Origin of the sequence: Streptomyces sp. NPDC051738 (assembly GCF_044453205.1) — a bacterium.
In the GTDB taxonomy this organism is placed as follows: domain Bacteria; phylum Actinomycetota; class Actinomycetes; order Streptomycetales; family Streptomycetaceae; genus Streptomyces.
In genome coordinates this window covers 70007-81926 of sequence record NZ_JBITCM010000001.1, presented here as the reverse complement: position 1 = coordinate 81926, position 11920 = coordinate 70007, and the positions used below count along the sequence as shown (strand labels likewise).

Annotated in this window: 11 protein-coding genes; 7 read left to right on the top strand and 4 right to left on the bottom strand. The window is 69.7% G+C overall.

All coding sequences use genetic code 11. The annotated features are described in order from the left end of the window. Nucleotides 1–79 precede the first annotated feature (79 nt). From ACIA8X_RS00375 to ACIA8X_RS00360, 4 genes are all read left to right on the top strand, one after another. Nucleotides 80–1540, top strand: a complete 1461-nt coding sequence (locus ACIA8X_RS00375; protein WP_393449214.1) for an aldehyde dehydrogenase family protein — start codon at nucleotides 80–82, stop codon at nucleotides 1538–1540. Between the two features lie 84 nt (nucleotides 1541–1624). Further along, nucleotides 1625–2266 carry a PadR family transcriptional regulator gene (locus tag ACIA8X_RS00370; protein ID WP_393449211.1) on the top strand — a complete coding sequence of 214 codons (642 nt, stop codon included), beginning with the start codon at nucleotides 1625–1627 and terminating at the stop codon, nucleotides 2264–2266. A 100-nt stretch (nucleotides 2267–2366) separates the two neighbouring features. Further along, on the top strand, nucleotides 2367–3332 hold the full coding sequence (locus tag ACIA8X_RS00365) for an ATP-binding cassette domain-containing protein (RefSeq protein ID WP_399457454.1): 966 nt from the start codon (nucleotides 2367–2369) through the stop codon (nucleotides 3330–3332). Further along, nucleotides 3329–4090, top strand: a complete 762-nt coding sequence (locus ACIA8X_RS00360; protein ID WP_399457453.1) for an ABC transporter permease — start codon at nucleotides 3329–3331, stop codon at nucleotides 4088–4090. Before ACIA8X_RS00365 ends, ACIA8X_RS00360 begins: the two co-directional genes overlap by 4 nt. Before the next feature lie 19 nt (nucleotides 4091–4109). Here ACIA8X_RS00360 and ACIA8X_RS00355 read toward each other — a convergent pair whose 3' ends face one another. After that, nucleotides 4110–5531, bottom strand: coding sequence for a glutamate decarboxylase (locus ACIA8X_RS00355; RefSeq protein WP_393449202.1), 1422 nt, complete (start codon nucleotides 5529–5531; stop codon nucleotides 4110–4112). 88 nt (nucleotides 5532–5619) lie between these two features. Between ACIA8X_RS00355 and ACIA8X_RS00350 the strand changes: the two genes are divergently transcribed. Beyond that, on the top strand, nucleotides 5620–6381 hold the full coding sequence (locus ACIA8X_RS00350; RefSeq protein ID WP_393450023.1) for a MerR family transcriptional regulator: 762 nt from the start codon (nucleotides 5620–5622) through the stop codon (nucleotides 6379–6381). Nucleotides 6382–6406: 25 nt separating this feature from the next. Here ACIA8X_RS00350 and ACIA8X_RS00345 read toward each other — a convergent pair whose 3' ends face one another. Beyond that, nucleotides 6407–6772: a YbjQ family protein gene (locus ACIA8X_RS00345; RefSeq protein ID WP_093908567.1), complete on the bottom strand. Its 366-nt coding sequence runs from the start codon at nucleotides 6770–6772 to the stop codon at nucleotides 6407–6409. 137 nt (nucleotides 6773–6909) lie between these two features. Between ACIA8X_RS00345 and ACIA8X_RS00340 the strand changes: the two genes are divergently transcribed. Then, nucleotides 6910–7824 (top strand): DedA family protein, encoded by a 915-nt coding sequence (locus ACIA8X_RS00340; protein WP_399457452.1) that lies wholly within the window; start codon nucleotides 6910–6912, stop codon nucleotides 7822–7824. 97 nt (nucleotides 7825–7921) lie between these two features. On the opposite strand, the gene ACIA8X_RS00335 is transcribed toward ACIA8X_RS00340, so the two are convergent. Both ACIA8X_RS00335 and ACIA8X_RS00330 read right to left on the bottom strand, forming a co-directional pair. Further along, nucleotides 7922–9553: a threonine/serine exporter ThrE family protein gene (locus ACIA8X_RS00335; protein ID WP_393449196.1), complete on the bottom strand. Its 1632-nt coding sequence runs from the start codon at nucleotides 9551–9553 to the stop codon at nucleotides 7922–7924. Between the two features lie 116 nt (nucleotides 9554–9669). Beyond that, the gene (locus ACIA8X_RS00330; protein WP_015658794.1) at nucleotides 9670–10161 is read right to left on the bottom strand and encodes an inorganic diphosphatase; all 492 of its coding nucleotides are present in this window, start codon (nucleotides 10159–10161) and stop codon (nucleotides 9670–9672) included. 79 nt (nucleotides 10162–10240) lie between these two features. On the opposite strand from ACIA8X_RS00330, the gene dacB reads away from it, so the two are divergent. Then, on the top strand, nucleotides 10241–11866 hold the full coding sequence (gene dacB, locus ACIA8X_RS00325; protein ID WP_399457451.1) for a D-alanyl-D-alanine carboxypeptidase/D-alanyl-D-alanine-endopeptidase: 1626 nt from the start codon (nucleotides 10241–10243) through the stop codon (nucleotides 11864–11866). Nucleotides 11867–11920 lie beyond the last annotated feature (54 nt).

Genomic DNA, 11920 nt, shown 5'->3' with positions numbered 1-11920 from the left:
ATCATGGTGGGCGATCGTGATGACGGTCAAGTCGATCGGATCAAGTCGATCGGGTGTCCGCTACGGATTGAGGGATCACATGTCGTCCTACTTCACCGACCTGGCCCAGCAGTACATCGACGGTGAGTGGCGCCCGGGCACAGGCTCCTGGGACATCATCGACTTCAATCCGTACGACGGCGAGAAGCTGGCGTCGATCACCATAGCCACGGTCGACGAGGTGGATCAGGCGTACCAGGCGGCCGCCCGCGCCCAGAAGCAGTGGGCCGCGACCAATCCGTACGCCCGTCGCGCCGTCTTCGAGAAGGCGCTGCGCCTGATCGAGGACCGCGAGCAGGAGATAGCCGAGCTGATCATCGCCGAGCTCGGCGGCACCCGGCTGAAGGCGGGCTTCGAACTCCACCTCGCCAAGGAGTTCCTGCGCGAGGCGGTCCATCTGGCCCTGCGCCCCGAGGGCAAGATCATCCCGTCGCCGACGGACGGCAAGGAGAACCGCGTCTACCGCGTCCCGGTCGGCGTCGTGGGCGTCATCAGCCCCTTCAACTTCCCCTTCCTCCTCTCCCTCAAGTCGGTCGCCCCGGCGCTCGCGCTCGGCAACGGCGTGGTCCTCAAGCCGCACCAGAACACGCCGATCTGCGGTGGCTCCCTGGTGGCGAAGATCTTCGAGGACGCGGGACTGCCGGCCGGCCTGCTGAACGTCGTGATCACGGACATAGCGGAGATCGGCGACGCCTTCATCGAGCACCCGGTCCCGAAGGTCATCTCCTTCACCGGCTCCGACAAGGTCGGCCGCCATGTCGCCACCGTCTGCGCCTCGCACTTCAAGCACGCCGTCCTCGAACTCGGCGGCAACAGCGCGCTGGTGGTCCTCGACGACGCCGACATCGACTACGCGGTCGACGCGGCGGTCTTCAGCCGCTACGTCCACCAGGGCCAGGTCTGCATGGCCGCGAACCGCGTCCTCGTGGACCGCTCGATCGCGGAGGAGTTCACCGCGAAGTTCGTCGCCAAGGTGAAGACCCTCAAGGCGGGCGACCCGCGCGACCCCGAGACCGTCATCGGCCCGGTCATCAACTCCTCCCAGGCGGACGCGATCTCGGCCGCCGTCGAGCAGGCGATCGCCGAGGGCGCCACGGCCCTGGTGCACGGCACGACGACGGACAACCTCGTCGAGCCCTCCGTCCTCACCGACCTCCCGGCCGACTCGCCCCTGCTGAAGCAGGAGGTCTTCGGCCCGGTCGCCTTCCTCGTCCCCTTCGACGGCGAGGAGGAGGCCGTACGCCTGGTCAACGACACCCCGTACGGCCTGAGCGGCGCCGTCCACACCGGGAACATCGAGCGGGGCGTCTCCTTCGCCAAGCGGATCGACACCGGCATGTTCCACGTCAACGACGGCACGGTCCACGACGAGCCGATCGTGCCCTTCGGCGGCGAGAAGCACTCCGGCCTCGGCCGCCTGAACGGCGACACGATGCTGGACGCGTTCACGACGATCAAGTGGATCTCGGTGCAGCACGGACGCAGCGGCTTCCCGTTCTGAGCCGACCGGCTGCGACGCGGGTCCGCAGGGCGCTTCCCGGGGCTGATCTCGGCTCCGGGGCTCCCCGGCTCTAACCTGGACCGCATGTCAGCGATCCGTCTCCTCGTGCTCGGCGCCGTCCGGCAGCACGGGCGGGCCCATGGGTACCAGGTGCGCAACGACCTGGAGTTCTGGGGCGCGCATGAGTGGTCCAACGCCAAGCCCGGCTCGATCTACCACGCCCTGAAGCAGATGGCGAAGCAGGGCCTGCTGCACGCCCACGAGATCGCGCCGTCCACGGCCGGCGGGCCGCCGCGCACGGAGTACGAGATCACCGAGAAGGGCGTCGAGGAGTACCTCGGGCTGGTACGGCAGTACCTCACGGCCTACGACCAGCGGCCGGACGTCCTCACCGCCGCGCTCGGCTTCATGGTCGACCTGGATCGCGAGGAGGCCCTCGCCCTCCTTGAGGAGCGGGTGCGCAGCATCGAGGAGTGGCGCAAGGCCGTCACCGAGTACTACACGCCCGAGGACGGCCCCGGCCAGCTCGGCCACATCGGCGAGATCATGAACTTCTGGGTGCACTCCGCCGACACCGGCGCCGAGTGGACCCGCGGCCTCATTGAACGCATCAGGGGCGGCGCCTACACCTTCGCCGGAGAGGGCGACCCGTTCGTCGGCATCCTCGCCGAGGACCAGGAGAACCCGTACGCGACGGGGCGCCGGCATCCCGAGGACGACGTCTAAGTCCGCCAAGTCCGCCAAGTCTGCTAATCAAGTTTGACCAATCGAGGTCGGGGCGCTAGCTTCGAGCTGGTAGTCAAGTTTGACTAGCGAGGGAGTCTCAGTGGCCGACACGGCGATCACCGTCGAAGGGGCACGCAAGAGGTACGGCGGCAAAGCCGGCAGATACGCACTGGACGGGCTCGACCTCACGGTCGCGCGCGGCACGGTGCACGGAGTGCTCGGCCCGAACGGCGCGGGCAAGACCACTCTGGTCCGGATCCTGTCCACCCTGCTGCGGCCGGACAGCGGCCGGGTCGAGGTGGCCGGGCGCGACGTGGTGCGGCAGGCGTACGAGGTGCGCCTGCGGATCGGTCTCCTCGGCCAGCACGCGGCCCTGGACGAGGAGTTGGGCGGCGACCAGAACCTGGAGATGTTCGGCCGTCTCCACCACCTGGGCGCCCGGCACGCGCGCGTGCGGGCCGACGAGCTCCTGGAACGCTTCGGGCTCGCCGACACCGGCCGTAAGCCCGTGAAGCAGTACAGCGGAGGCATGCGGCGCCGACTGGACCTGGCCGCCTCACTCATCACCGACCCGGAGGTGCTCTTCCTGGACGAACCCACCACCGGCCTCGACCCGCGCGGTCGCGCCGAGGTCTGGTCCGCGGTCCGCTCCCTGGTCGGCGGCGGCACGACGGTCCTGCTCACCACCCAGTACCTGGAGGAGGCCGACCAACTCGCCGACCGCATCTCGGTCGTCGACGCCGGCCGGGTCATCGCGGACGGCACGGCCGACGAGCTCAAGGCCCTGACCGGCGGCGACCGCATCGACGTCGTGCTGCGCGACGCCGGTCAACTGGGCGCGGCGGTAGCCCTGTTGCCCGTACCGAAGGACGCCGTCTCGGTCGACCCCGACCGCCGCCTGCTCAGCGCTCCCGTCACCGACCGGATGGCGGCGCTCTCCGAGGTCGTACGCGCCCTGGAGGAAGCCGGCATCGAGGCGGAGGACGTCGCGCTGCGCCGGCCGACGCTGGACGAGGTGTTCCTGCACCTCACCGGGGACGACCGCCGAGTGAAGGAGCCCGCATGAGCACGAACGCCTACGCCCTGACCGACTCCTGGACCATGACCCGCCGCGAACTCGCCCACTGGGCGCGGCAGCCCGTGCAGGTCGTGGTCAACCTGGTCTTCCCGGTGATGCTGCTGCTGATGTTCGGCTACCTCATCGGCGGCGGCCGGGGCGTCCAGGGCTCCTACATCGACTACCTCCTGCCCGGCATGCTCGCGCTCACCATGGCGTTCGGGCTCGAGGGCACGATGATCGCGGTCACCCAGGACCTCAACAAGGGCGTGATCGACCGCTTCCGGTCCATGCCGATGACCAACGGCGCGGTCCTGGTGGGCCGTTCGGTCGCCGACATGCTCCAGTCGGCGCTCGCGCTGCTCGTCATGATGGGTGTCGGCTTCGCGCTCGGCTGGCGCGCGGACGGCGGTCCGGGAGCCTTCCTGGGCGCTCTGGGCCTCCTGCTGCTCTTCCGCTTCGCCATGCTGTGGATCGGCATCCACCTGGCGCTGGTGGCCGGGAAGCCGGAGATGGTGCAGGCGGTGCAGATCCTGGTCTGGCCGATCGGCTTCCTGTCCAACGCGCTCGCCCTGTCCGAGACCATGCCCGGCTGGCTCGGCACGGTCGTCGAGTGGAATCCGATGTCCCACACGGCGACGGCCGTACGCGACTTGTTCGGCGGCACGGGCACGGAGCACGTGGTGGCGGCGATCGTATGGCCGCTCGTGCTCCTGGCGGTGTTCTTCCCGCTCGCGGTACGGAGGTTCGCCCGCCTGAGCCGCTAGCCGCGTCCTAGGGCAGGCCTTAGTGATGGAAGCCGGTGGCCGCACCCTTGTCCCGGGTCAGGGGGTGCGACTGCCGGCGCAGCTCCGGCAGGACCACGCCCAGGTCCTCCACGAACAGCTCGGCGAGGTCCTCGGAGAAGCCGTTGCGGCAGACGACCCTCAGGACGGACAGGTCCTCGCGGTTCGGCGGGAAGGTGTACGCCGGGACCAGCCAGCCCTTCTCGCGCAGCCGCCGGGAGACGTCGAAGACGTCGAACGCCATCACCCCCGGCGCCGTCGTGAAGGCGAAGACGGGCAGCTGGTCGCCTCTCGTCAGCAGCCGGAAGTCGCCGAACTCCTCCACCGCCTCGGCGACCGTCCCGGCCACGTCCCGCGAGGCCTGCTGCACGGCCCGGTACCCCTCCCGGCCCAGCCGCAGGAACGAGTAGTACTGCGCCACCACCTGCGCGCCCGGCCGGGAGAAGTTCAGCGCGAAGGTCGGCATGTCGCCGCCCAGGTAGTTGACGCGGAACACCAGCTCCTCGGGCAGCGCCTCCCGGTCCCGCCACAGCGCCCAGCCGACCCCGGGATAGACCAGCCCGTACTTGTGCCCCGAGGTGTTGATCGAGGCGACCCTGGGCAGCCGGAAGTCCCAGATCAGGTCCTCGTCCAGGAACGGCGCGACCATGGCGCCGGACGCGCCGTCGACGTGCACCGGGACGTCGAGCCCGGTCCGCTCCTGGAGGGCGTCCAGCGCCGCGCACAGCTCCGCGATCGGCTCGTACGACCCGTCGAAGGTGGAGCCGAGGACCCCGACGACCCCGACGGTGTTCTCGTCGCACAGCTCGGCCGCCGCCTGCGGATCGAGATGGAACCGCTCGCCCTCCATGGGCACCAGCCGGGGTTCCACCTCCCAGAAGTTGCAGAACTTGTCCCAGCAGACCTGGACGTTGACGCCCATCACGAGATTGGGGCGCGCTCCGGGGTACCGGTCGGCGTTGCGCCGCGCCCAGCGCCGCTTCAGCGCCATCCCGGCGAGCATGCAGGCCTCGCTCGACCCGGTGGTGGAGCAGCCCACGGCCGCCGCGGGATCGGGCGCGTTCCACAGGTCGGCGAGCATCGCCACACACCGCTTCTCCAGCTCGGCGGTGCGCGGGTACTCGTCCTTGTCGATCATGTTCTTGTCCCGGCACTCGCCCATCAGCACCCCGGCCTGCGGCTCCATCCAGGTGGTGACGAAGGTGGCCAGGTTGAGCCGGGAGTTGCCGTCCAGCATCAGCTCGTCATGGACCAGCTGGTACGCCGTCGACGGCGGCAGGGGAGTGTCGGGCAGCCGGTGCCTGGGCGGCGCCTCGGTCATGCCGCCGGCCGGGTTCGCCTCGCCGTAGAAGGGGTTCACAGCGATCCTGCGGCCGTCGCCTTTGTGGTCAGGTGCTTCGCTGTCCCCACGATGCAGTGGCATGTATACGACGGTAGGTCCGCGTGGTCGGGCTTGCACCTCACGCCGCGTGAGGAGACACCGTGGAGTGCGTACCGAGAAGGGAGCGGAAGTGAGCTACTCCGTGGGACAGGTCGCCGGGTTCGCCGCGGTGACGGTGCGCACCCTGCACCACTACGACGACATCGGCCTGCTCGTGCCCAGCGAGCGCAGCCACGCGGGCCACCGGCGCTACAGCGACGCCGACCTCGACCGGCTGCAGCAGGTCCTGTTCTACCGCGAGCTCGGCTTCCCTCTGGAAGAGGTCGCCGCCCTGCTCGACGACCCGGAAGCGGACCCGCGCGCACACCTGCGCCGGCAGCACGAGCTGCTGACCGCCCGGATCGAGAAGCTGCAGAAGATGGCGGCGGCCGTGGAACACGCCATGGAGGCACGCAAGATGGGGATCAATCTCACGCCGGAGGAGAAGTTCGAGGTGTTCGGGGACTTCGACCCGGACCAGTACGAGGAGGAGGTGCAGGAACGTTGGGGCAACACCGACGCCTATCGGCAGTCACAGCAGCGCGCCGCCTCGTACACCAAGGAGGACTGGCAGCGGATCCAGGGCGAGGCCGACGAACTCACCCGCCGTTTCGTCGCGCTCATGGAGGCCGGTGAGCCGGCCGACTCCGAGGCGGCCATGGACGCCGCCGAGGAGCACCGCCAAGGGATCGCCCGCAACCACTACGACTGCGGGCACGAGATGCACGCCTGCCTCGGTGAGATGTACGTCTCCGACGAGCGGTTCACCCAGAACATCGACCAGGCCAAGCCGGGCCTCGCGGTCTACCTGAGGGACGCGATCCTCGCCAACGCCGCCCGCCACACCGTGTGACCCCTGGCCCGGGACCCCGTACGGGTCACTCCCGGGCCAGGACCACCGCGGTCCCGTAGGCACACACCTCGGTGCCCACGTCGGCCGCCTCCGTCACGTCGAAGCGGAATGCCAGCACGCCGTTCGCGCCACGCGCGCGTGCCTGCTCGACGAGCCGCTCCATGGCCTGGTTACGGGTCTCCACGAGGGTCTTGGTGAGCCCCTTGAGCTCACCGCCGACCAGCGACTTCAGCCCGGCGCCGATCTGGCTGCCGACGTGCCGGGAGCGCACGGTCAGTCCGAAGACCTCGCCGATGACCGAGGTGACCCGGTAGCCGGGAATGTCGTTGGTGGTCACTACCAGAACGTCGGGCTGGGGTCCCTGCCCGCCGCCGTACTCTTCGATGCCCATGACTCACAGCTTTGTCCCAGCGGGGGCACAGTGCATCCTGAACGGGTCCATGGAACCTGGGCTGCCATTGCGGCGTTGATAATTTTGACCCGTCAGGCACAGCCCGCCCGCCCCTTCCCCGCAGGAGCCACAGTCACGTGACCACGCTTGCGCTCGGCCCCGAGTGGCTCAGCCCGGACTATCTGATCGAGACCTTCAGCCTTCCCGGCATCCTGCTGATCGTCTTCGCCGAGTCCGGCCTCTTCGCGTTCCTGCCAGGTGACTCGCTGCTGTTCACGGCGGGCCTCTTCGTGGCTCAGGGGCAGTACATCAGCCAGCCCCTGTGGCTGGTCTGCACGCTCATCGTGCTGGCCGCCGTCATCGGCGACCAGGTCGGCTACATGATCGGGAAGTTCTTCGGCCCGAAGCTCTTCAACCGCCCGAACTCCAAGCTCTTCAAACAGGAGAACCTGGAGAAGGCCCACGAGTTCATGGAGAAGTACGGCCCGAAGGCGATCGTCCTCGCCCGCTTCGTGCCGATCGTGCGCACCTTCGCCCCCATCGTGGCGGGCGCCGGCCGTATGAAGTACGCCACGTTCCTCACGTACAACGTCATCGGCGGCATCGCCTGGGGCACCGGCGTCACCCTCGCGGGCTACTGGCTCGGCCAGATCGAGTTCATCAACAAGAACGTCGAGGCGATCCTCGTCCTGATCGTCTTCGTCTCCGTGGTCCCGATCATCATCGAGTACCTGAGGGAGCGCGCCAAGAAGAAGCGCGCGGCGGCCGAGACCCCGCTCGCCCCGGCCCAGCAGCACCAGCACATGCCGATGGACGACGCGACGACCCAACTCCGCCGCATCCCGTCCGACGACCAGCCCCAGCAGCCGTACGGCGACCAGGGCCAGCAGCAGTACGGCTACGACCAGCAGCACGGCTATGACCAGCAGCACTACGGCCAGCAGCCCCAACAGCAGCAGCCGTACGCCCAGCAGTACCCGCAGGGTTACGGCCAGCAGCAGTCCTATGGCGGTCAGCAGAACCAGCAGTACCCGCCGAACCAGGGTTACTGACACGCCCTTTAGGGGCGCGGGGAACTGCGCGATCAACCACAAACGAACCCGCAGCCGCCGTCGGTCATAAGCTCACGAGCTGGTAGGCACCCGGCGTTCAGAATCCCCGCGTCCTCTTGGCGGCCCGCCGCTTCTCAGGCGACCCGATCCGCAGGAACAACCGGGAGATCTCAGACCCGAGATTGACCCCAATGGCAATGGCCATGGCCAAAGAAGCCGCCGTGGCCAGCGAAACAAGCCCCGCATCCACCTTGTTCTGTGCGATCGACAACAGCCCGAAATAGGTTGCCGACCCTGGCAGAAGGGGCCCGATCGCCGCCGTCGTGTAAGGCAACGCCGACGCGAACCGATACCGCGCCATCAGCTGCCCGAACAACCCCACCAACCCCGCCGCCACAGCCGTGGAGGCAACCGGCGACAGCTCACCGGCGTAGTGCAGCGCGCCGTACACCACCCACGCGACACCCCCGTTGAGGGTCACGGCGAGCACGGTGGACCGTTCCTGCTGGAGCAGCACCGCGAAGGTGAGCGACAGCAGCATCGACGCGCTGATCTGCCAGTACGGCCGCTCGGAGATGTTCAGCAGCGCGTCGGGGTCGGGGCCGGCGCCCAGGTTCACGCCGAGGTACAGGATCACCAGCACACCGACGACGATGCCGACGAAGAAGTACATGACCTCCAGCAGGCGCGCGGCCGCGGTGATGTAGAAGCCGGTCAGCCCGTCCTGCACGCCCGCCACCAGCGCCCGCCCGGGCAGCAGCGCGAACAGCCCGCCCGTGATGACCGCGGAGGCCTTCACGTCGACGTGCGCCAGCGTCAGCGCGACCCCGATCGCGGCCGGCGGCATCGCGGCCACCGTGAACTGGTAGAACTCCGGCAGTCCGCGCCCCGCGCACAGCCACGCCAGACGGTCGCCGAGCATCGCGCCCAGCATGGCCGCGATGAAGACGATCACGTCACCGCCGACCAGCACGGAGGCCGCCCCCGCGAGCAGCCCGCTCGCGGCGGTCAGCACCCAGGTCGGGTACGGGTGCCGGTTGCGGCGGATCTCCGCGAGCCGCCGGTAGGACTCCTCCAGGGAGATGTGGCTCTCCGGGTCGCTGAGGTCGTCGACGAGCTGGTACACGGCCGCCAGGCGCGTGTAGTCGGTGCCGCGCCGCCGTACCGTGCGCGACGCCGTCACCGGGTCGTCCACCAGCGACGGCTGGTACGAGATCGACAGCAGCGTGAAGGTGACGTTCGGCTCGCAGCGGTCCAGGCCGTAGGAACGGCAGACCGCGAACATCGCCGCCTCCACGTCCTCCGCGCCCTCACCGCCGGCCAGCAGCAGCTCGCCGATACGCAGGGTCAGGTCGAGCACGCGCGGGACGGCCGGGCCCTCTTCCTCCGCCTTCGGCAGCCGCTCCGGCGCGGGCCGCTCGGCCACCGGCATGCGCAGCATCGTGCGCATCCGGTCCTGCCAGGGCAGGTCCTTGATCAGGCTGACCTGCGGTATGCCGTTCGGGGGCGTGAAGGCGGGCAGGGCGTCCTCGACGCTGTAGCCGCGCGGTGTGCTGAACGCCGATCCCTCGGACTCCGGGGCCGGCGGGTGCAGTGCGTCCAGCCCCTTGGGGAGGGCGAACTCGGACGTGGTCTCCGACTCGCTTTCCCCCACCTCGACGCCGGCGGGCGGCATGAAGGCCATCCTCGCCTCATCCGACTGCGGCTTGCGATCCTCCGCGTCCGTCACCTGCGTAGCACTCCCTGTACGACACCTCCTGCCGCCCTCAGTATGCGCACAGACACACGAACGGGCTGCACGCCCACGCGTACAGCCCGTTCACATGGCTCGAAGGAGCCGGTGCCTCAGTGGCCGCCCTGGTCCTTGAAACGCTTGTAGGACCGCTCGATCTCGGCCTCGGCCTCGGTGCGGCCCACCCAGTCGGCGCCCTCGACGGACTTGCCGGGCTCCAGGTCCTTGTAGACCTCGAAGAAGTGCTGGATCTCCAGGCGGTCGAACTCGGAGACGTGGTGGATGTCACGCAGGTGCTCCTGGCGCGGATCCGTCGCCGGCACGCACAGCAGCTTGTCGTCGCCACCGGCCTCGTCCGTCATACGGAACATGCCGATCGCACGGCACTTGATGAGGCAGCCCGGGAAGGTCGGCTCGTCCAGGATGACCAGCGCGTCCAGCGGGTCGCCGTCCTCGCCGAGGGTGTTCTCGACGAAGCCGTAGTCGGTCGGGTAGGCGGTCGAGGTGAAGAGGCGACGGTCCAGGCGGATCCGACCGGTCTCGTGGTCCACCTCGTACTTGTTCCGCGAACCCTTCGGAATCTCGATCGTGACGTCGAACTCCACCGGTGGCTCCTCCATGATCAGCACATAGTTCTGGTGGTTAAGTGTCCCTCACGCAGGTGTGTGATCGCGAAAGGGGCTGGTGGTCGTGCCAGAGCTGAGGCCTTGGCGAGCCGCGAGACCGCAGGTGAGGCGGTTCGCGGGCGCCGTACGACCGCGTCTGGCACGGGCCGCGGAGGCCGTACGCCCCCGTCTCACGCGCGCCGCGGCGGCCGCGAAACCGCGGGTCGCGCAGCTCGCACGAGCCGTCTCCCCGCAGGCCGCACGGACCGCCAAGCCGAAGACCTGGCAGTACACCGCGGGCGCCGCCACCGCCGGACTGGCGCTGGCCGTCGGCGTGGTGACCGCCGTCGGCCCCTGGGACTCCACCGGCCAGCGTACGGCCGAGCGGGACAGGGCGGCCGCCCAGGAGCGCACGGGTGGCACAGATCACGGCCGTCATACCGATACGTCCGATTCGCCGACCGACGCGCCTCTGCCCGCCCCCAGCGCGGCCCCCGTCCTAACCGGCCTGCGCGGCGGCACCAGCACCGTGAAGTCGGCCCCGAACGGCAAGGCCCTCGCCGGCGTCCTGGGCCCGCTCCTGAACGCCCCGGAGCTCGCCAAGCGCGGCGCGGCGGTCGTCGACGTGGCCACCGGCAAGCGCATCTACGGCGACGGAGCCTCCGCGCCCCTCACCCCGGCCTCGACCACGAAGATCGCCACCGCGGCGGCGGCCCTCGCCGCCCTCGGCCCCGACCATCGCCTCATCACCCGCACCGCCCTGGAACCCGACACCAAGGAACTGGTCCTGGTCGGCGGCGGCGACCCCACGCTGACCGCCCGCAAGGAGTCCGACGGGTGGGCGAGTCTGCGTGAGCTGGCCACCAGGACGGCCGAGGCGCTGGAGAAGCACGACCTGCGCGAGGTCACCCTCTCGTACGACACGACGCTCTACGCGGGCCCCGACCTGCACCCCATCGGGGTGAACGGCAACCTCGCCCGGGTCACCGCCCTGATGGCCGACGAGGCCCGCACCGACGACTCCACCAGCGGCCCGGTGACCCGGGTGGCGGACCCGGCGAAGGACGCCGCGACCAAGTTCGCGTCCTTCCTCGCGGACCACGGCATCAAGACCACGGCCCCCGGCCCGTCCAAGGCCACCAACCGCGCCGAGTCGCTCGCCGAGGTCTCCTCGCCCCCGCTCTCCGCACTGGTCGAGCGCATGCTCACCAACAGCGACAACGACATCGCCGAGCACCTCGCCCGCCAGACGGCCGTGGCCAGCGGCGAACGCGCCGACTTCGACGGCGCCGACCAGGCGATCCGGGCCCAGCTGGGCAAGCTCGGACTCCCGGTGTCCGGCGCCGTCTTCAAGGACGGCAGCGGCCTCAACCGCGACGACCGACTGACCGCCGACCTCCTCACGGCCCTCCTGGCCAAGGCCGCCGACCCGGCCCACCCGGAACTCCGCGCCACCCTCACCGGCCTCCCCGTAGCAGGCTTCACCGGCACCCTGGCCGGCCGTTACGCGGACGGCGCGGCAGGCATCGTACGAGCCAAGACCGGCACCCTGACCGGCGTGAACACCCTGGCCGGCACGGTGGTTGACCAGGACGGCCGCCTGCTGGCCTTCGCCTTCCTGGCCACGAACACGACGGACGCGGGGGCGGCACAGTCGGCCCTGGACAGAACGGCCACGGCGCTGGCGTCCTGCGGCTGCGGCTGATCTCCACCGTCAACCGGGACAACCCCGCACGGCCTGCCCCAAGTGGGAACGCTC

What these genes read in the sequence shown, in the direction of transcription:
- ACIA8X_RS00375 (WP_393449214.1), top strand. Translation starts at nt 80, where the DNA reads ATGTCGTCCTACTTCACCGACCTGGCCCAGCAGTACATCGACGGTGAG.
- ACIA8X_RS00355 (WP_393449202.1), bottom strand. Translation starts at nt 5,531, where the DNA reads ATGCCACTGCATCGTGGGGACAGCGAAGCACCTGACCACAAAGGCGAC.
- ACIA8X_RS00360 (WP_399457453.1), top strand. Translation starts at nt 3,329, where the DNA reads ATGAGCACGAACGCCTACGCCCTGACCGACTCCTGGACCATGACCCGC.
- ACIA8X_RS00370 (WP_393449211.1), top strand. Translation starts at nt 1,625, where the DNA reads ATGTCAGCGATCCGTCTCCTCGTGCTCGGCGCCGTCCGGCAGCACGGG.
- ACIA8X_RS00345 (WP_093908567.1), bottom strand. Translation starts at nt 6,772, where the DNA reads ATGGGCATCGAAGAGTACGGCGGCGGGCAGGGACCCCAGCCCGACGTT.